Raw genomic sequence first — 19,360 nt, forward strand, 5'->3', positions numbered from 1 at the left:
ATCGAGCTGGGTGCCGATGGCGCCGCGCAGCGCCTTGATGCCCTTCATGATCGCCTTCGATCCGAGCGCGGCGCCCGCGATCAGGTCGGAATGGCCGCCGACATCCTTCGTTAGCGAATACAGCGACAGGTCCGCGCCGTGCTCGATCGGCCGCTGAAACACCGGACCGAGCAGCGTGTTGTTGCAGGCGATGATCGGCGTGTGCCCCTGGGCCTTGCCGACGGAATCGGCGATGCGGCGGATCATCGCGATGTCGACGAGGCCATTGGTCGGATTGGGCCGGGGTCTCGATCAGGATCATCGAAACCCGCCCCCTCCCCATCGCCTGCTCCGCGGCCTGCCTGACTGAGGCTTCATCGATGCCGTCGGCAAAGCCGACCGCGCCGATCGACAGGCGCGCCAGCGTGTTCGTCAGCAGCGTCTCCGTGCCGCCATAGAGCGGCTGGGAGTGCAGGATGACATCGCCGGGCCGGACGAAGGCGAGGATCGTGGTCGCGATCGCCGCCATGCCGGAGGAGAACAGCGCGCGCAGCTCTCGGTGCGCTCGTAGACCGCGAGCCTGTCCTCGACGATCTCGCTGTTGGCATGGTTGAAGCGCGAATAGACCAGGCCCGCGCCCATGCCTTCCGGCGACTCGCGCCGGCCGGCGACGTAATCGAAGAAGTCCTGCCCGTCCTCGGCCGTCTTGAACACGAAGGTCGAGGTCAGGAACACCGGCGGCTTGAGGGCGCCTTCCGACAATTGCGGATCATAGCCATAGGTCAGCATCAGGGTTTCCGGATGCAGCATATGGTTGCCGATATGGGTCTTCGACGGGAACGGTTTTACCATGGCTGCTTCACTGTTCTGATGCTGCCGCGCGTTGCGGGCCGAATTGGTGGTAAACGGCGGTGGTCACAAAATTGACCCGGCCTTTTTGGAATCCTTGTTTTCCGGCGGTTTTCGCGAAGTTGTGGCATCGGGCACACGATCCTGAAGGCCGGCGGTGTCCTCCAACGTGGCGCTGATGCTGTCAAACCCCATGGCGGCGCCAAGCGTGTCGAAACGATACGTGCCTTGGCCGACTGCGAAATTCCTGTCATTCACCGCGTGGGTAAGCGGTGGTCAATACGGTCCGGCGTCCCTCTTGGCTCCAACGCTGCAGAACTGGAAGCGTGACACGTTCGACAGGCCGCTCTGAAGTGTAGCTCCCCTACCCCCGATTATTATCCTACCCTTACTCCCTGGAGTTAGTGCTTCCTAGGGTGTTAACGCCACCAATAGCGACTGGAATAAAGCAACATACCTCCTCCCAACCGCCAGCAGACGCAAAAACTCTCCAATGATCGCGCGATCATCAAACAGGATTTTCCAAGCCGTCCTTTCGCCGTGCGAGAATGGGACCTGCTCTGCCGCGCGCATCTTAGCCCACCTATTTGAACCGCTGAGGTGCCTCAGCGGTGGGGCAGCGCTGGCTCGCGGCCGTCGCGTCGATCCACACCCCCGCGAACGCCGCGGCCACGTGAAACCAGCACGAAGCGGCAGTCAGGAAGGCTGCAAGTCCAACCTCAAATGCACCACCTCGGCTGACGCCAATACCAATCAGGGAGGAGTGCTATCGGATCGGAATTGGTTACACTGTCCGCGTGCGGCGATCCTCGGTCCATCGATGGCGCGTACGGGTCGTGCCTGCAGGTGGGTCGAGCCTGACGATCAGAATGGTTCAAAGGCTGCTCTCGGTGGCGCGCACGAGAGAGCACCTCGTCAAGCAAGTGCGTCGGCAGCATCGCGGATTCCAGCATAGATTTCATCAAGATCTGCCGCTGTCACGCAATAAGGCGGCATCACATAGATCGTATTGCCAAGTGGGCGCAGCAGCAGGTTGCGGCTTTCAAAGAAAGCTCCAAGTTTCGGACCAATGTCCGCGAGATAGCCGGCATCGCTGGTTTTCAGATCGAGGGCCGTGATGGTGCCCGTCCGACGGACGTTTGCAAAGCGCTTATCGACTCGAAATGCTGCAATGGCCTGCTCTTGCATTGTGGCCACGGACGCCACTCGGTCGCGATATTTTTGATCTTGCCAAAGATCCAGGTTTGCCTTCGCAGCGGCGCAAGCCACGGGGTTCGCAGTATATGAGCTCGAGTGAAAGAACGTGCGAGTGCGATCCCTCGAATAGTGGGCGTCGAAAATATCTGATCGGCAGAGTGTCACTGCGAGTGGAAGCGCTCCTCCTGTAATTCCCTTCGAATAGCAAGCTATATCGGGCGTCACATCGGCTTGCTCGCAGGCGAACAATGTTCCAGTGCGGCCCCAGCCCGTCATGACCTCGTCGGCAATGAAAAGAACGTCCGAAGCCTCGCAGATCACCTTCATTTCTTTCAGCACCCAGGGTGGATACATTAGCATCCCACCTGCCCCTAATATCAGAGGCTCCACAATAAAGGCGGCTGGCATTTCGTGTCGACACGCCGATTCAAGCGCATCCAACGTTGTCTGCTCATGACCCCTGGCAGGAAACGGGATCGAGATCACATCGAACAGCAAGGGTCCGTACGCTGCGTTGAAGACGCCTCGGGCGCCGACCGACATCGACCCAATGGTGTCTCCGTGATAGGAGCGCTGCATTACGACGATGCGTATCCTCTGTTTGCCGATGTTATGCCAGTAGCCAAGCGCCATCTTGAGTGCGACCTCGACGCTAGCGGAGCCACTGTCGGAAAAGAAGACGTGATCGAGGCCACGCGGCACGCGCTTTAGGAGTTCCTGCGCAACCTCTTCCGCCGGATCATGGGTGTAGCCGGCGAAGATGATTTGATTGAGTTTGGCTGCCTGTTCCTGAATAGCGCGTACAATGTGTGGATGGCAATGACCATGCGTCACGACCCACCAGGATGAGATTGCATCTATCATACGGCGCCCATCCGCCGTGAAAAGATAAGCACCATCGCCGCGGTCGATCCTTGTCATCTCGTCTTGCAACGCATGTTGCGTGAACGGATGCCAGATCGGAATCTTGCTGTTGCGCTTCATGGATTCAAGAAATCGCCACGCACGAATGAGCTTTTGAAAGTTTTCTGCAAGGAATCGGCCGTAAGAGGCGTAATCCAGGGCAATCGCCCCAACCAGCGGACTCGCCCAATTTCGCAAATTGCGCTCTCGCTTTCAGGATTTCTTTCCCCAACGAAGGCAATGCCAAGAAGCCGAATCTGACGCTTTCGCAAAGCCTCTATTGAGAGCAGCGAGTGATTGATGGTGCCAAGTTTCGTACTTGCGCAAAGCACGACGGGAAGGCTCCATCGCTCAAAGATATCAATGTAGAGCACGTCCCGGTTCAGTGGCACCATGAGTCCGCCCGCCCCCTCGATGACGAGCGGCCGGTCCCGACAATCAGGTAGATGAAACGACTCCACATTGATACGGACCTCGTCGATTTGAGCCGAATGATGTGGCGAGGCAGGAGTTCGAAGACGGTAGAGCTCCGGCATAACACGACCGGGCGAGAGGCCGCCCAGCCGTGCGGCGGCCTCACTGTCTGTTTCTCCTTCGAGCCCAGCCTGAACCGGTTTCCAATATTTCGCTCCGAGAAGATGTGCAAGGCCCGCGGAAAAGACGGTCTTTCCGATCCCGGTATCGGTGCCGGCGACTACGATGCGCTGATTCATCCTCACCAACCTCTCGTCTCCTCGGAGAGCGCATCCAGCATCGCACGCACATCACCTTCCCCAACGTTGAGCGTCAGTGAAATGCGCAAACGGGCCGTCCCGGCGGGCACAGTCGGCGGCCGAATCCCCCGAAGATCGAAACCGCGATCCTGCAGTCTCGATGCGAGCTGCATCGCGTGGGCGTTTTCGCCCACAATATAGGGCACGATCTGCGAACTCGAGGGGCTGTGAAGACCGCGCGCACGGATCTCTCTGTGCGTAAACGCAATCAGATCGGCCAGACGCTGTTGTCGCTGGGGTTCCTGCCGAAGGATTAGGAGCGCCTCTCGCACGGCGATAGCTATCAACGGCGAGGGCGCGGTAGCGAAAATGAAGGGACGGCAACGATTGACCAGGAAATCGCGCAGCGCTCGTGCGGTCGTTACCAATGCGCCGGCAGCCCCCAAGGCCTTGCCGCAGGTATGAACCACTAGCACATTATCGCGTCTTTCATAGGGCGCCGTAAGCCCTCGCCCGTGCTCGCCGTAAACGCCTGTGGCATGAGCCTCATCGACCATCAGAAACGCGTCATGCCGGTCGGCGATCGCCACCAGGTCTTCCAGTGGTGCAAAATCGCCATCCATGCTGTAGAGACTTTCGACGACAATCCATATCCGACCGCCCCCACCCTTAGCGCGCCACTCTTGAATCGTGTCCTCAACGGACTGTGGATCATTATGTTCGCTGATCCGAAAGTCGGCGCGGCCGGCTCGCGCGCCCTCATGAATGCTTGCGTGCACAAGAGAGTCGAGAACGAGCAGATCACCCCGCTGCGGCAGCGTTGTGAGGACAGCAAAATTTGCAACATAGCCGCCGCCAAAGAAAAGCGCTGTCTCCGCTCCAAAAAAGCGAGCCGCTTCCGCTTCGAGAGCTTCGTGTTCCTGACAATTGCCGCGTAGAAGCCGCGAGCCGCCGGCCCCGACGGGCGTGCCGGCTTCAAGCGCATCGGAGATCGCCTTTTTCATACGTGGCGAGCTCGCCAGCGCGAGATAATCATTCGATGTAAAATCGATTCCGCTGGGCGGCTTTAGACCGCGGAGCCGATCGTCTTGCTTCAGAGCATGCAGGGCCGCGACATAATGGCCGCCTCGATCCGCGTTGATTGACTTCATTTTCACCCGCTGACTAGCGATTGCATCAAAAGTGTTGATGACCGGAAGGCTTCACCGCCGGCCGGCTCGCTCTAAGTGGTCAAGATGCAATTTTCCCGGTCGACCAACACCACTCGTGGCTTGAAGACCTTCGCCTCCGCCTCATCAAAAGACGCATATGCAACAATAATGACCTTGTCCCCAGGCAGGGCGTGTCGCGCAGCCGCGCCGTTCAGGCTTATCGTGCCGGATCCCTTAGGAGCCTCGATCACGTAGGTCGCAAACCGCGCTCCAGTGTCGACGTTGTAGATTTCAACGCGCTCGTTAAGCACGAATCCTGCCGCCTCCAATAGCGCACGATCAATCGAAACCGAGCCCTCATAGTGAAGATCCGCCTCGGTCACGGACGCGCGATGGATCTTGCCTTTCATCAAGGTAACTTGCATTTTTCACCTTAGAGTTTGCGTGCGGCGGCGTTGTTAAGCTGCTCTATTTAAGCCAGCCCTGATGCAATACCGAGCCGATCCAGCAAATTCGCGTCGCGATCGGCTTTCGGGTTCTGAGTGGTCAACAACAAATCCCCGACAAAGATTGAATTGGCGCCGGCCAAAAAGCACAGGGCCTGAAGTTCATCTGTCATATATTGCCGGCCGGCGGACAACCGCACCACGCTGTTCGGCATCATGATCCGGGCAGTTGCGATTAAGCGTGCCAGAGCGATTGGGTCTGGTCGCTCTGCTGTCTCATTCACAGGCACACCTTTCACCTCGTTCCACAGGTTGATCGGCACGCTTTCCGGGTGGATCGGAAGATTGGCGAGCAACACGAGCATCGCGATGCGGTCCTCGACGCGTTCACCCATGCCGACAATGCCCCCGCAGCAGACCTTGATGCCGGCCTGCCGCACATCTTTAAGGGTTTTGATCCGATCTTGCAGAGTGCGGGTGGTGATGATTTTCCCGTAGAACTCCGGCGAGGTGTCGACATTGTGGTTATAGAAGTCGAGCCCTGCCTCAAAGAGGCAGTCGGCCTGCTTAGGCGTCAGCATGCCGAGCGTGACGCAGGTTTCCATTCCAAGAGCTTTGATTGCGCTCACCATGTCACAGACCTGATCGAGATCCCGGTCTTTTGGACTGCGCCAGGCTGCTGCCATGCAGAAGCGCGTCGCGCCGGCATCCTTGGCGCGCTGCGCGGCGGCCACCACATCCGCGCGCTTCATGAGACGCGTGACTTCCAAACCGGTGTCGTAGTGGGCGCTCTGCGAGCAGTAGCCGCAGTCTTCCGGACAACCACCTGTCTTGATGCTGAGTAGGCTGGCGATCTCGACCCGATTTGCATCGAAACTTTGGCGATGAGCGCTTTGCGCCTCGAACAAGAGGTCGGCGAACGGTTGTTCATAGATCGCTTCAGCCTCTGCGCGATTCCAGTCGTGGCGAACTGGCCTGCCGCTATTCCCTTTCTTTCTCTTCACGCCAGCATCAGAAACCATAAAGGGCCCACCCAAATCGTAGATAATTTCGCAGATTATCTATAGCCATCACCTAAGAGCCGATGCTAATTGAGCGCCTTCTCGAACGCATCCATTTTTGTGGTAGATAATCTATGATCGCCAATGGGAGCACGACTGTTGCGGCGCATATTGAGCAGTCAGTCGGTGAGCGCATTATCAGCGGAGCGTTGCAGCCAGGCGCACCACTCCGTCAAGATCATGTCGCGCGAGAATTCAACTCCAGTCATGTTCCTGTGCGCGAGGCTTTTCGACGACTGGAAGCCCATCACCTCGTCGTCGCTGAGCCACGTCGCGGAGTACGGGTTGCGCCGCTTGATACAAAGTCAGTCAAGGAGATCGCCGAGATGCGGGCCGCGCTCGAGGTGGTCGCGCTTCGCAACTCGGCTCCGAAGCTTACATCCGCACATTTAGCACGGATCGAACTCGCCTTGATTGAAGGAGACAATGCCCAGACCATCGAGGAATTTGAGAAGGCGAACCGCGCCTTTCACCAAGCGCTGGTTGCGCCTTGCGGGATGCCCCGCCTCCTCGCCAACCTCGACGGACTACAGCTTGCAAATTCGCGATTGGTGTTCGCAATGGCAAGGTCTGCCGGGTGGCGTCCGCGGTCCAATCAGGATCACCGCCTGATTGTGCAAGCACTAAGGACACGCAACGTCGATCAGGCCTGCAACCTGCTTGCGCGCCATATTCAAACCATCGAGCGCCTTGCCCTTCCCGCCTGACGGCGACAAAACTCGTTGATAGTTCCTTCGTGGATGGTCCGATCGCGAGAACATCAAAGGCGTACTCCAGGACCATCGATGATCCGTCACATTCTCTTGTTCACTGCCAAGGATAGTACCTATTTCGATCAAATCATCGAAGGCCGCCCATCGATCCTCACAACTATTCCAAATGCAGGGCCGCTCGAGATCGGTCGCAACCGCAAGACCGACCAGCTCGGCAATGACATTGACGTCAAGGGTCTATAGCGAGTTCGACAGTGAGACGGAACTCGCAGCCTAGAATGCGTATTAAACACCTGTCGCTGCTGTTCGTTCGTGCCGGTGCAGGGTGGTGCAGAAGCTCGATGTGCTCGCCGCACATGGCATCGCAATCATTCTGATTCTTTTGGTGTCGGTGACCGTGACCTTGCGGTTCTGACCTTCCGCTTCATCAGTCGTCTCATGCGCCTATAGGACCCGCGCATGAAGGAGAACCCGCTCTCGCTGTGGGTCTACCTCTCACAGTCGCCTCTGCTCTGGCTGACGGTTACCCTGCTGATCTATGCCATCTCAGATTCGGTATCGCTGGCAACGCGCCGTCATCGGTTGCCAACCCCGTCCTGCATGCGATGTGGATCATCGCCATATTTCTACTCCTGACCGGTACGTCATACACAACCTTCTTTGCCGGTGCGCAATTGGTCTCGCGGTCCTAGCGGGAGTGGGCCGCCCTGACTCAGCTTCAAAACAGGGCGGCCCTTGCCAGTCTGCTAGTCAACGGCCCCGGAGGCGAGCAGGAGCAGCAGAAGGCCCGACGATGTACGCCATCTCGCTCGATATTTTCCGGCGTCTTTGAGGCTGACTCTGAGGAATCGCGGCTCCGACGTGCGAAGAAAAGACGCGTTTGGGCGTTGAGGCCAGCGTAGGGGCACGCCAGTTCCCCAGCGCATCAAAACCTAGCAACTGCACTGGCTTAGCCGCACTGAGGAAAATTGGCTGGGGTTCTTGGACACGTATCGAACAATTTGCACGCTCCGCCCGCCGACGTTTGATAGCTTCGTGCACGCGGCACAACGGGCGTTTTGGAGTCGCACGGATTCCGTTAAGCATGGCTTCTTGGCAGGAGAGCGGGAACGCCTGCTGCCATCACGACACTCGCGAGATTGGAATGACTGACACTAGCATACCTACCTTTACCCACTTCGACATGACGCGCGCGGATCTGCCGGTTGAATACTACGTCGCGATAGGTCGCTCGCTGTATCGCTGGTCTCAACTGGAAGCCGCCGTCTGTGCTCTTGGGAACGCAATTCACAAAGCTTCGTGGCTTGAGGCTATGACGGAGCTTAGACGGTCGGGCGGGTTTCAGGTGTCACGCGTGTTCAACCTCCTGAAGGATAAGGCGCGCGCCCTGGACGGCTCTGAACTCGCTATGGCTGACTTGGATCGCGCGGAGAAATTGTTCGCCTCTCGCAAAGAGCTATTTCACTCCGTTTGGGGATATGTGATCGGCCCGAAACAGGCTGGGGTTGGCATTCAGGAGTGGGCGATCCATGATTACAGCAACTTTCGCCCTGTCGAACTTACGGAGCTTGAGAGGTTCGCAACAGATTGCGCGGCAACTTGGGAGAGTCTGCTGAGGACGGCAGTCCCGCTGTTTCATGGGGGAAGCAGCACGATTGTCGTGAACGATAGCGATGGCCTGACCAAGCCTCACGTTCGTCGATGAGCTCAACTTGATGCTGAGCCTTCGGGTCAAATCAACAATGCTGAAGCCAGTGGAAGACCTTGAACGCTATCTGAACGAAATAGTTGAGCCAACCGTGGATGACCTGTCGTTATCGTCCGGAACGCGTAGAAGATGTATGTCCTTTGTCTGGTCACCCAAAAAGGCGGAAGCGGCAAGAGCACGCTGGCGGTCGGAATTGCAGTCGCAGCGTTGGGGAACGGGGAGCGCGTCGCAATTGTCGAGGCGGATCCACAAGGCACGATTTTAAAACGGAAAGAGCCACGCGGCCATCCTCATCCCTAGGTCGTTCGCGTCGTCGTTTCGGCCGAAATGGAAGGGGCGCTCGTCAGCCTTGAAGCCAAGGTGATCTGGCTTACGGTTATCGATACCGCGGCGACGAACAATGCACTGGCCATGCGCACCATCGCGAAGGCCGATCTTTGCCTGATGCCGCTTCGTCCGAGTTCGGCCGACATAGAAGTTGCGATACCGACGCTGATTGCTATTCGTCGCAATCGCTCAACGAGGCTCTCGATGTCATCCGCTACGTCGCCTCGAAGAGAAACGGCAAGACATCATCATATCGATGAGATGGAGGGGATAGAGACGGCAATGCAAGTGGAAACACTCATCCGCATCAGTTAGGCCCGCCAGCGGCTGCTATCTCCGCCTTCATCTCCTCGACTGCGGACCGACTGATGCCGTGCTCGCTTATCTGGAGAGATCGAACGGCTCGACGCGCCGGTGATTTTGGCGTTCCTTGAGCATCTAGAGAGGCAGCGCGGCAACTCGGCGCGAACTCGCAATGCCCGGCTCGCTGCGATCAACTCGCTCTTCCTCTATCTGGAATAGAGGGTGCCATCCTGCCTCGACCGATCACGTCGGATCCGTGCGATCCCGATGAAGAAGACCGATCAGGCGCTCGTCCGGCTATCTCAATCGCGATGAGCTGCGGGCTGTGTTAGATGCGCCAGATGCGAGCACCGTGTCCGGCATCCGTGATCGAGCCATGCTGCATTTGGCCTTCGCCGCAGGCATGCGCGTGTCGGAGCTTGTCGGCCTCTGGCACATTTGTGTTCCGTGGTCGGGCCGCACCCTGATCAAGGCGCTTTGGCACGACGGAGTCGGGCTCTCGCTGTACGCCAAGCGGCTGGACCGTGGCCGCTATCTGGCCAGCGACGTTGGATTGCGCGGCAGCGATCAGGGTCAGGACCATAAATGAGCCGAGGCTGAACTGCTTCGACTGGATGCAAAGCTGGAGCATGGTGATCGCGGTCGGGCAAGGCATCAGGCGGTGATTGCGAGTTGGTTTCGTTCGTTTGCCCACGGGTTGCGCCGTCTCCGAATGGCTCGAAATCGAGTGAGATTGACGGCCTGCTGACGATTCCCTGCTGAACGCATCCAGCAGGCTATTACGTCTGCCTGGTGCGGCAGCTCTCGTGCGCGCAGAGCAATGAGGCTGCCGCAGCGATCATGTCAGCGTGCTGCGCGTCCAATCCGCTTTGATTCCCTCGCTCAAGCCGCGTTCAGCGCCTGGCCGAGATCGGCGATCAGGTCCGCCGGATTCTCGATGCCGATCGACAGGCGGATCGTGCAATCGAGCACGCCGATTTTCTGGCGGATGTCGGCGGGAACGCCGGAATGAGTCATCGTCGCCGGCAGGCTGGCGAGCGACTCCGTTCCGCCAAGGCTCACCGCGAGCTTGAAGATCTGCAGCGCGTTAAGGAATTTCACGGCCGCATCCTTGCCGCCGACGATGTCGAACGAGAACGTCGATCCCGCCCCCAGGCACTGCCGCGCGAACACGCGCCCCGCGGGCGAGGCCTCCTCGTGATGGCCGAGGTAATGCACCTTGGCCACCTTGGCATGGTCGCGCAAGAAGTCCGCCACGAGGCGCGCATTCGCATCGGATTTTTCCATGCGAAGGCTGAGCGTCTCCAGCGAGCGGTTGATCATCCAGCAGGAATGCGGATCGAGCTGGGTGCCGATGGCGCCGCGCAGCGCCTTGATGCCCTTCATGATCGCCTTGCTGCCGAGCGCGGCGCCCGCGATCAGGTCGGAATGACCGCCGACATATTTGGTGAGAGAATACAATGAAATATCCGCGCCATGCTCGATCGGCCGCTGAAACACCGGTCCCAGCAGCGTGTTGTCGCAGGCGATCACCGGAACAAGTCCCTGCGCTTTTCCGATCGCATCTGCAACGCGCCGGATCATCGCGATGTCGACGAGGCCGTTGGTCGGGTTGGCCGGCGTCTCGATCAGGATCATCGCAACGCGGCCCTTGCCCATGGCCTCCTCCGAAGCCTGCCTGACCGCCGTCTCATCGACACCGTCTGCGAAGCCGACGGCGCCGATCGACAGGCGCGCAAGCGTGTTCGTCAGCAGCGTTTCGGTCCCGCCATAGAGCGGCTGGGAGTGCAGGATGACGTCGCCCGGCCGCACGAAAGCGAGGATCGTGGTTGCGATCGCCGCCATGCCGGAGGAGAACAGCGCGCAGCTTTCGGTGCGCTCGTAGACCGCGAGCTTGTCCTCGACGATCTCGCTGTTGGGATGATTGAAGCGCGAATAGACGAGACCTGCGCCCATCCCCTCCGGCGGCTCGCGTCGGCCGGAGACGAAATCGAAGAAGTCCTGCCCGTCCTCGGCCGTCTTGAACACGAAGGTCGAGGTCAGGAACACCGGCGGCTTGATGGCGCCTTCCGAGAGCTGCGGATCGTAGCCATAGGTCAGCATCAGCGTTTCCGGATGCAGCATATGGTTGGCGATGCGGGTCTTCGACGGGAACGGTTTTACCATGGCTGCCTCGCTGTTCTGATGCTTGCCGCGCGTTGCGGACCGAATCGGTGGTACAAGGCGGTGGTCACAAAATTGACCCCGGCCTTTTTGGAATCCTTTGATTGTCAGAGTTGACGGACTCGAGCAGCTTGCCGAGGAAAAGCGCGTACTCTTGAGCACCAGGCTCTTCTGCAGAGGTCCGCCGCGCGGCTAGCACTTCCCGATCGCCGTCTCTTGGATTGCCTCCGAGCCAGTCTGCGACTTTTTCAGTGAGAGAGACGTCCTGTTCATCGTCTGCCGAGGATGGTTCACTCGCGTCGTTATCCGGAAGTCTGACGGCCGGACCGACGTAGTTCTCGGCGTTTAGGATACTATCCAGGTTCGTCAGCACTTGCTCCCGCAGCGGATTTCCAGACAAATCTATGCTGGCGCGAACGCCCAACTGCGTCAGCAGGTCCTCGGATAGGCTGGTTAGCTGGTTATGGCCAGCGTCGAGAAGCACAAGTCCCGGCGGGAGCGCCTCAGGTAAGCTGGTTGACTGGTTGCCACTAACGGCGAGAGCATGGAGCATAGCGGGGAGGTTCTCCGGCAGACTCGTCAATTGATTGTGGCTGACGTCGAGAGAAAGAAGCGCAGCAGGGAGGACCTCCGGCACATTCAGCGACTGATTGTCGCTGACATCGAGATGCTGAAGCGCAGGCGAAAGGACCTCAGGCAGGCTCGCCAGTCGGTTGTCGCTCGCGTTGAGAGATTGGAGCCCGGCCGGAAGGGCGGGCAAGTTGGTCAGATCGTTGTGACTGACGTTGGGGTACTCGAGCATGGCAGGGAGGCTATCGGGCAGCCTGGTCAGCCGATTGTAGGAAATGTTGATCGCCGTGAGGTCGGGGGATAATCTGGGCAGACTGGTCAGGGATAACGATCTGAGATCGATTGCCTTACGGCTTCTCCTCGATTCTCAGCGGATCCAGGTCCCATTCAGCAGCCCAATTCTCAACCGTCTGGTCTTGATCGTCCTCCGCATGAGCTGGATCTGCCACAATAGCCTGCACTCCGTCCCACAGCGCCGCGGCCTCGTTTTCCTGCCCCTCTTATTCGTTCGAGAAGATCCCATCGCCGCGCAGAATCTGTCCTGCCTCAAAAGGATCCATTCCATACTCCCTTGCCAGGACTGAGTAGACTCAGTCCCCTACGATACGTTCTAACCTCTGAAGCATTTACCTGTCGGTAAGCTGACGAAGAAGCTATCAGCAGGTGGCGACTCGGAGTTGGAAAGGCGGTGATGGTTGCGCCTCCCCGAAGCGGCGCGACCATTTCGGCACGATCATCATAAGACAGGGACGTATCCGCGTGGAGGCGCCTGATTTCCTCCTCGCGGTCCACCGTGCCACCACCCCCTTGGCCTGCGCGGCCGCGCCCTGTCGGTGCCTGAAGTGTTCGACTGCCCGCGCCGCACACATCGCGCGCTGGCTCTCGGCGAGGTGTCGACGCTTCAAGTTCAGCCTGATGACCGATCCCAGCGGATCGTCACCGTAATGGTTGCGCGTCGGACAATCGGTGCTGGTCTCGATGGCGGCGTGATAGCGGTTGCGGCCGTCGAGGATCTTTCTATCGAACACGCTGACCGGTTCGCGCACACCGTTTTTCGCGGATGTCCATCATCCCACCAAGGAGGAGAACGACGAGGCACTTGTGCGGTACACTCTCTGGCTCCCCATTTTGACGGGCGGGCTGGTGCCGGTGTCGCAAGACTTTTTTTCTGCTTGCCCAGACAAGACAGCTCGGATTAGTGACGAGTTCGCGCGTTTTTCCTTCGACAGCTTGTCGAGATTCTGCTGACGCCACTTCACGATCATTGCCGATGTAGGCGACCAGCTGAGTGACTTGGCCGAGGGCCATGCCGAAATGAGATTTAAGGTCCCCAAATCTCCTTTTATTTCATTCCGTGAAACCGAGCGTCCCGGGCTTGCCAAACCCGCGTAAAAAGAAGCCGACGCCGAGACGGATTTCTCGGCGGCGGCTCTCCATATTGCGTTGCAGCAATTAGCCCTGGGTCCCGACGATTTTATTCCCTGACAGGACGAAGGTCTTGGCGTTCACGTCGCTATCCCGGGAGCCCTTCTTTTTTGCCCGCACCAGTGTAGCGTGTTCAGACGATGAACCGGAACCGGCCGAATCCGCGGCATACTTCCGAGCGACCTTGGTCCATTCCTGAGCTACTCTGTCAGGTTTAGGGAGCGGAGCACTCGAATCCAGTCCTTTTGGAGGTGAATCCAAGGGTTCCCAGCCTTCGAGCGGGCCATTAAAAGGATCAGATTTTCCCGCCATGACGTCACCTGTCGTAAATGGATCGGTTGCCATCATATAGTCTTTCACCAGCCTAGTCCAAGACAGGTAAATTGTCTCAGAATCTTGTTTTCTATCGCGACTTCCTCGATCTTGGTTCTGCCGTGCGGCATGCCTTTTATGTAGTCAATCTTGGCTTGAAAGAGCGCTTCGGCGGGTCGTTTTCCAGCTAGAATTTGCTTCCAAAATGCAGAGTGCATCGGTGCTCCGAAGAAGTTGAGGTCACCATCGACGGGAGAGTAGTGCGCTCCGGTGCAGCCGACGAAAGCGTTGGCTCCCGCTGCCAGGAAGGAAAGGGCTATCGACTGAGCTGGGGTGACAACCTGAATGGGGTCGCCAGCCCGATAGACCGCAGCGCGCGTGCGTACGGTCAACGCGCCCCAGCAGCATCCGGCAAAGATGATCGCCCCGCACGGGTCGGGGACGTTGTTGACGGTCATCGCTTCAAGCATGTCGCCTTGAGTCTCACCCCAGAAGCGCGAGGTGTCCGTATCCGAGCCATGGAGCATGAGATAGATGTGCTTGGCCGAGAGATCGCCGGGGATGGCATTGGAGCGCACCAGCTCGGAGGTGAGCATCAGTTCGGCGCCCGGGAGCCCTGAGTAGATTTGATCCGCGAAGGGGCGCACAAAGTTGCGAAGGCCGAAACGGTTTACCAAGGGCGGCGAGGCGGTTTCGAACGCCGACTCCACAACGCTTGCTGTGTGCCCATCCGGTATCCTGGAGACCGGCACGTCGGCGAGATGGTCACCGTCCAGATCCCCGTAGCTTTGATCGCTCCAGACGATAAAATCGTCCGGATCATTCGTCGCGCTCGGCCCGATGCTGGCACGCAAGCTCGGTGGGAGTGTGTCATAGCGTTCGGACGGAACGACGTCGTAGCCTCCAACGATGACGACCCCTTTGACGTTTGCATTGCGCGCTTCCCGCTGGATCGCGGCGAATGCATCATTCTCGCGGGCCAAGTCCACCATCGGTTGTTTGGGACGGATCGTGTCGAGAATCCTGGCTGCCTCCGCCTGGCCGATATTGCCTGCCAGGCGCTTTGAATTTGTGACAAACAGGAGAGGCGGCAGACGATCAATGTTTTTTTTTACAAGGTCGTGCGGAGCTACCGCGGCGACGGCAGCTGTTTCCCCAGGATCGATCTCGACCGTGATCGTCACCCTTGTCTTGGTGTGGGGGATTCTTGCGATGACCTCGACTTCCTCTCCATCGATCCGGCGCACCATTGCCTCTCCGCGCTTTGCGGGAGGTTGAGCCGCTTCCGCGAGGACGCGCCGTGCAGGTGGCGGGGGCGGGACGCCCTGTGGTTCGGGGCCGCCGCCTTCCCCGGTTGGAGCGACGTCCCGGGCATTCGGAGTAGGATCGTCGAGGTCGCCTTCGGAAATATCGATCTTGAGTTTGGACCGCACAAACGAGACCGTGATGACTCCGTTCCGATCGGTCCGCGCCCAGTGATATCTGTCGTTGATGCTCTTGAGGAATTTCAACACGCCGGGATCCGGGTGACCGGGATCTCCCCTCCCTGTCGAGATTCCGAACGCCTGGGCCTGCTCAAAGGCTTTCAGGACGTCCTCGTCAAAACCATTGTACGACGCGTGGTGGGGTAATTTGACGAACTGATACGGCCCCCCTTCCTTGATGGCATCGATCATTGAGGCCATGTCGTTGTCCAGTCCGGGCACTTCCGGGACTGCAAGCTGCATATCGCCGGTGAGCAGGATACGCTGTCCGGTCTTGCCAAGGCTGAGCACGATGCTTTGGTCATTCAGTGCGGCGCCTGGACCCACTCGGTCGAGATACTCGCGTATATCATCGGCGGCTACATCGGCTCCCTTGACACCGGACCCGGACAACAGCCTCTTGTAAATGTCGGCCGCATCCAGACCAGCATCCGCGTGCCGCAAGCTGTCGCTTGCGCGGCGGGCCTTGTTCTTGAGCCTCTTGAGCTCCTCACTACAAATTTTCAGGTGGTTGGCGCTGGGACCAAGGATCTTCAGATTGAAATCCGCAAAGTCCTTCTCGATCTGTGTCACCTTTGCGGACGGGCCGGTGTACCGGACGATCTTTGTGCGGTCGGCCTTCAGTTTGGACAGCATCGCCGAATAGTTTGCCGACAAGTTGGCGGCGTCGGTGAGGAATTGATCCAATGCCGCGCCGTCAAGGTCGCCTTGCGGCTCCTCGACGATTGCAGCCATCACTTTGGCGGTCTCCGCATCGAGCGGCGCGTCTTCGCCATCCGTTGGAAATCCAAGATTCTCGTCGGCCACAAGGGCCTGCTCGAATGTAATCGTGCCGTCCTGCACCAATTTAGGCAGACACCCGATGTGGTCCGAGTGGCAATGGGTGACAACGAGCAGATCAACCTTGAACGGAGGCTCACCGAGGATTTCAGCGATTTGATCGGGGATTGACGGTGTATCGCCACTCGACTTCCAATCCCCCGGGTGAGCTCCATCGATCAAAATGCTTCGATCGCCCTCAACGGCGAGAATGCAGTCTCCATAGATTTTCGAGCCCATATCCAACAAGTACAACTTCATCAAATGCTCCTTCCCAAGACTTCACAACACTCGCGCTCACCTGAGCCGTTTAGCCGGTCAAACTCCTTCAGACACAAATCGGTACACCGGCGCTCAAGACACTTTCGTGACGCGCATCTCAAGCGGTCGGTTTTACCGGATCGTCGTTTTGGGTGTCGGCATCTATGGGTGTGATCATGACAAACGCTTAAAACAATCAAGTCCGCAATCGCTTGATGGCCTTTCAAATCCGGTTGTATCGTACTATAGTAACTACCTACTTCAAGCGATTAGTGCAGTTGATTTGCTGACCGGCCGATCCCGACGCCGGAGAAGATGCATATTGTGTCACTGAAATCGTTCATCAGTCAGAATACCTGCTTCCGTCAAGCGCTAGAATGACCGAAGAAGTGAGCCACGATGATTCGTTCCCGGACTGCGTAATTGCCGACCTCCTGGAAGGAACGAAGCTTGAGGAGTGATCGGCCTCTGCCTTTCCGGCAGTGGACTTCGCGCCATGATTTTTCATCTCGGGAGTCTCATTCTGCTCAACGAGGTCCGTGTTCTGCCCAGAATAGATAGAGGATCGAGCGTATCGGGAGGCCCCGCCGGCATACTCGCCTCGGGCTGGCCTGAGCTTCGCTTCGGCAAACGTCCTCATGAAGCGTGCCTCCCGCGCACGAATCCGGACAGGAGTGCGCAAGTTATTCCATTTTCCAATGCACAACTCGGGAATATTCTCGAATTGCAGCAGTGATCTGGCCTATAATCGCTAATTGCGCGAAGCAAACAGCATTGGTACGCGGCAGCTCTACAGAAGAGCTACGCGGTTCAGCTCCGCGCACATTTGTCGGTTCGCGAACGTTTGTCGTAACGTATTTTTTTTGGAGCAGAGTAGGTTGGGGCAGACACGGGCTGGGGGATCGGCGGCGGGACCGCTCACGACAGTTTGCACCGCCGGGGACAACATCAATGTCGCCTTTTATCAGAACGCGGTTCCGATAGCCCGCGAGCTCGCGCTTGGAAATAGCGCAGGCCGCGACCTGATGGAGCTTTCGGTGCACCTCACATCGGAACCCGCGTTCTTGACGCCGACGCCGTTGGCCGATTTAACGAAAAGACCTCGGAACTCTCTGTACGGTACGATCTCAGGGTAGCGCTGCTTGACCTGCAATCGCTTGAGCGTGAGTGGATGGACGCGTGCACGTCGAACATACTCGTGCGAAGCGGCCGGAAAAAGAAGGTCAGAGTAGCACTGAAACCATACTGCTCCGACGAGGTGCCCGAGGATCTCGGCCGAGACCTCGTCGTTCTGCAGGATCTCGGCGTCCTGCTACGTGATCACTGTTCCAGACTTTTCCGGCAACCTGTATTACAACACGCTAGGCAACTTTTCAGCCCATCCATATGCCGCTCTGCTCTTCATCGATTTTCTGACCGGCGATTTGGTACACATTCGCGGGCGCGTTGAAATTCTTGGAGCGACCCGCGTCCCAACGAGCTTGGCGCGTATATATCGAGGATGGATACTTCGCGCCGAGCGCCTCCATTCGATCTGGCCCCGCAGTCGAGTTCTCGCCGTTTACTATCATGACAGGGCGTTGGCAAAATGAGTAGGCTGAGCTAGACCCTCGCTCAGTCGCCCAACACTCAAATCGACCCCAGTCAGAACGGAGAACTGCCTTGTATGTGCCTCCCGCGTTCAGAGACGATGACCTCGACAACATCCGAGCAAATGTCCGCTCCGCCCGGCTGGCCAACCTGGTCACGGCCACCGCAGATGGGCCACTCGCGACGCCGCTGCCGCTCTTTCTTGAAGAGACTGAAGGCGAGCGGGGCGTTCTGTACGGGCATGTTGCAAGGGCAAACCCGCAGTGGCATTCGCCTCCGATCGGCGAAGCCCTTGCAATCTTCATGGGGCCCGACGCCTATGTGACGCCCTCCTGGTACGCCACCAAGCAAGAAAACGGCAAGGTGGTGCCGACATGGAATTACATCGCCGTCCACGCCTATGGTCCGGTTGAATTTTTTCACGATCCCGAACGCTTGCTTGAGGTTGTCACGCGCCTCACAAACATTCAGGAAAAGCCGCGCGCAAAACCTTGGACTGTTGACGAAGCTCCTGCCGACTTCGTCGCCGCACAGTTGCGCGGGATCGTTGGGGTGCGCATTCCCGTCACAACGTTCAAAGGCAAACGCAAGATGAGCCAGAACCGTCCTGAAGCTGATCGCACGCGCGTTGCCGCCGGCCTCACGGCAAGCGAGGACCCACGAGATAGAGAAGTGGGACTGCTCATTTCGGTTGAGGGCGGAGGGAGATCCTCCAATTAGCACGATCGGAGACACTATGCTCAGCTTTCAGACCTCACTTCTATTCTTGGCAGCGGCCCTCGTTGTAGCGATCACGCCCGGGCCAGGCATCTTCTACATCGCAGCACGCACGCTTGCTGGCGGGCGCTCGGAAGGATTGGCATCAAGCGTCGGCCTCGGTCTCGGCGGGCTCGTGCACGTTCTCGGAGGCGCTATCGGCCTATCTGCGCTCGTCATGGCAAGCGCGGAGGCGTTCACTTTGTTGAAAATCGCGGGAGCCCTATATCTCATCTGGCTCGGCATCAAGACATGGCGCGAAGCTCGCGTCGTCGATCCAACTGCTGTTCAAACGACAGGAGCGCATCGCGCCTTTCGCGAAGGCATCGTGGTCGAAGCGCTTAACCCGAAGACCGCTGCATTTTTTCTCGCCTTCATTCCACAATTTGTAGATCCTACCACTCTCGTCGCCGCGCAGTTCATTGTACTTGGGCTCATCTCGGTCGCACTGAACACAACAGTCGACTTGGTCGTAACCTATTGGGCCGCGAAAGCGAGGGCCGGGCTCGCAAAGCGTCCGTCGCTCATTGCCAGGACACGACAAGCGTCGGGCGCCGTCATGTGCGGACTGGGAGCGACATTACTATTTGCTCGTCGTGCAACTTGATGCCACACGCAACAGGAAGCTAG

At 58.4% G+C, this 19,360-nt stretch carries 17 protein-coding genes and 4 pseudogenes; 10 read left to right on the plus strand and 11 right to left on the minus strand.

The window, feature by feature from the left end:
- Positions 1-831 (minus strand): annotated as a pseudogene (locus A5906_RS35860) (aminotransferase class I/II-fold pyridoxal phosphate-dependent enzyme); the annotation flags it as partial.
- A 123-nt stretch (positions 832-954) separates the two neighbouring features.
- Here A5906_RS35860 and A5906_RS45620 point away from each other — a divergent pair.
- A pseudogene (locus A5906_RS45620) lies at positions 955-1,095 on the plus strand (3-methyl-2-oxobutanoate hydroxymethyltransferase); the annotation flags it as partial.
- 648 nt (positions 1,096-1,743) lie between these two features.
- On the opposite strand, the gene A5906_RS35865 reads toward A5906_RS45620, so the two are convergent.
- The 5 genes from A5906_RS35865 to bioB all read right to left on the minus strand — a co-directional run bounded on the left by A5906_RS35865 (position 1,744) and on the right by bioB (position 6,260).
- Positions 1,744-3,009, minus strand: coding sequence for an adenosylmethionine--8-amino-7-oxononanoate transaminase (locus tag A5906_RS35865; protein WP_080139828.1), 1,266 nt, complete (start codon positions 3,007-3,009; stop codon positions 1,744-1,746).
- On the minus strand, positions 3,006-3,641 hold the full coding sequence (gene bioD / locus A5906_RS35870; protein ID WP_080139829.1) for a dethiobiotin synthase: 636 nt from the start codon (positions 3,639-3,641) through the stop codon (positions 3,006-3,008). Before bioD ends, A5906_RS35865 begins: the two co-directional genes overlap by 4 nt.
- Before the next feature lie 2 nt (positions 3,642-3,643).
- Positions 3,644-4,792, minus strand: coding sequence for an 8-amino-7-oxononanoate synthase (locus tag A5906_RS35875; RefSeq protein WP_080139830.1), 1,149 nt, complete (start codon positions 4,790-4,792; stop codon positions 3,644-3,646).
- A gap of 71 nt (positions 4,793-4,863) precedes the next feature.
- On the minus strand, positions 4,864-5,217 hold the full coding sequence (gene panD / locus A5906_RS35880) for an aspartate 1-decarboxylase (protein ID WP_080139831.1): 354 nt from the start codon (positions 5,215-5,217) through the stop codon (positions 4,864-4,866).
- A gap of 47 nt (positions 5,218-5,264) precedes the next feature.
- A complete protein-coding gene (bioB, locus tag A5906_RS35885) occupies positions 5,265-6,260 on the minus strand; it encodes a biotin synthase BioB (protein WP_080139832.1) in 996 nt (331 codons plus the stop codon).
- Positions 6,261-6,373: 113 nt separating this feature from the next.
- Between bioB and A5906_RS35890 the strand changes: the two genes are divergently transcribed.
- The 7 genes and pseudogenes from A5906_RS35890 (at position 6,374) to A5906_RS46530 (ending at position 9,939) form a co-directional block, all read left to right on the plus strand.
- On the plus strand, positions 6,374-7,006 hold the full coding sequence (locus A5906_RS35890; protein WP_080139833.1) for a GntR family transcriptional regulator: 633 nt from the start codon (positions 6,374-6,376) through the stop codon (positions 7,004-7,006).
- Positions 7,007-7,084: 78 nt separating this feature from the next.
- Positions 7,085-7,286 (plus strand): annotated as a pseudogene (locus tag A5906_RS35895) (Dabb family protein); the annotation flags it as partial.
- Positions 7,287-7,471: 185 nt separating this feature from the next.
- A pseudogene (locus tag A5906_RS45630) lies at positions 7,472-7,692 on the plus strand (LrgB family protein); the annotation flags it as partial.
- A 464-nt stretch (positions 7,693-8,156) separates the two neighbouring features.
- Positions 8,157-8,717, plus strand: coding sequence for a hypothetical protein (locus A5906_RS35905; RefSeq protein ID WP_080139834.1), 561 nt, complete (start codon positions 8,157-8,159; stop codon positions 8,715-8,717).
- Between the two features lie 132 nt (positions 8,718-8,849).
- Positions 8,850-9,020 (plus strand): ParA family protein, encoded by a 171-nt coding sequence (locus A5906_RS45635; RefSeq protein WP_245327081.1) that lies wholly within the window; start codon positions 8,850-8,852, stop codon positions 9,018-9,020.
- A gap of 27 nt (positions 9,021-9,047) precedes the next feature.
- Positions 9,048-9,362, plus strand: a complete 315-nt coding sequence (locus A5906_RS45640) for a P-loop NTPase family protein (protein ID WP_245327082.1) — start codon at positions 9,048-9,050, stop codon at positions 9,360-9,362.
- 340 nt (positions 9,363-9,702) lie between these two features.
- A complete protein-coding gene (locus A5906_RS46530; protein ID WP_430642444.1) occupies positions 9,703-9,939 on the plus strand; it encodes a hypothetical protein in 237 nt (78 codons plus the stop codon).
- Between the two features lie 293 nt (positions 9,940-10,232).
- On the opposite strand, the gene A5906_RS35920 is transcribed toward A5906_RS46530, so the two are convergent.
- The 5 genes from A5906_RS35920 to A5906_RS35940 all read right to left on the minus strand — a co-directional run bounded on the left by A5906_RS35920 (position 10,233) and on the right by A5906_RS35940 (position 16,384).
- Positions 10,233-11,516 carry a cystathionine gamma-synthase family protein gene (locus A5906_RS35920; RefSeq protein ID WP_080139835.1) on the minus strand — a complete coding sequence of 428 codons (1,284 nt, stop codon included), beginning with the start codon at positions 11,514-11,516 and terminating at the stop codon, positions 10,233-10,235.
- 64 nt (positions 11,517-11,580) lie between these two features.
- A complete protein-coding gene (locus A5906_RS35925; protein WP_080139836.1) occupies positions 11,581-12,315 on the minus strand; it encodes a leucine-rich repeat domain-containing protein in 735 nt (244 codons plus the stop codon).
- A gap of 424 nt (positions 12,316-12,739) precedes the next feature.
- Positions 12,740-13,129 carry a hypothetical protein gene (locus A5906_RS42130; protein ID WP_136615729.1) on the minus strand — a complete coding sequence of 130 codons (390 nt, stop codon included), beginning with the start codon at positions 13,127-13,129 and terminating at the stop codon, positions 12,740-12,742.
- 406 nt (positions 13,130-13,535) lie between these two features.
- Positions 13,536-13,868 carry a hypothetical protein gene (locus A5906_RS42135; protein WP_136615730.1) on the minus strand — a complete coding sequence of 111 codons (333 nt, stop codon included), beginning with the start codon at positions 13,866-13,868 and terminating at the stop codon, positions 13,536-13,538.
- Complete coding sequence (locus A5906_RS35940) at positions 13,865-16,384, minus strand: MBL fold metallo-hydrolase (RefSeq protein ID WP_080139839.1); 2,520 nt, start codon at positions 16,382-16,384, stop codon at positions 13,865-13,867. Before A5906_RS35940 ends, A5906_RS42135 begins: the two co-directional genes overlap by 4 nt.
- A 1,662-nt stretch (positions 16,385-18,046) precedes the next feature.
- On the opposite strand from A5906_RS35940, the gene A5906_RS35955 reads away from it, so the two are divergent.
- The gene (locus A5906_RS35955; protein ID WP_080139843.1) at positions 18,047-18,694 is read left to right on the plus strand and encodes an FMN-binding negative transcriptional regulator; all 648 of its coding nucleotides are present in this window, start codon (positions 18,047-18,049) and stop codon (positions 18,692-18,694) included.
- A 16-nt stretch (positions 18,695-18,710) separates the two neighbouring features.
- On the plus strand, positions 18,711-19,337 hold the full coding sequence (locus tag A5906_RS35960; protein ID WP_080139845.1) for a LysE family translocator: 627 nt from the start codon (positions 18,711-18,713) through the stop codon (positions 19,335-19,337).
- Positions 19,338-19,360: the final 23 nt, after the last annotated feature.

It is taken from the genome of Bradyrhizobium sacchari (assembly GCF_002068095.1).
GTDB lineage: Bacteria > Pseudomonadota > Alphaproteobacteria > Rhizobiales > Xanthobacteraceae > Bradyrhizobium > Bradyrhizobium sacchari.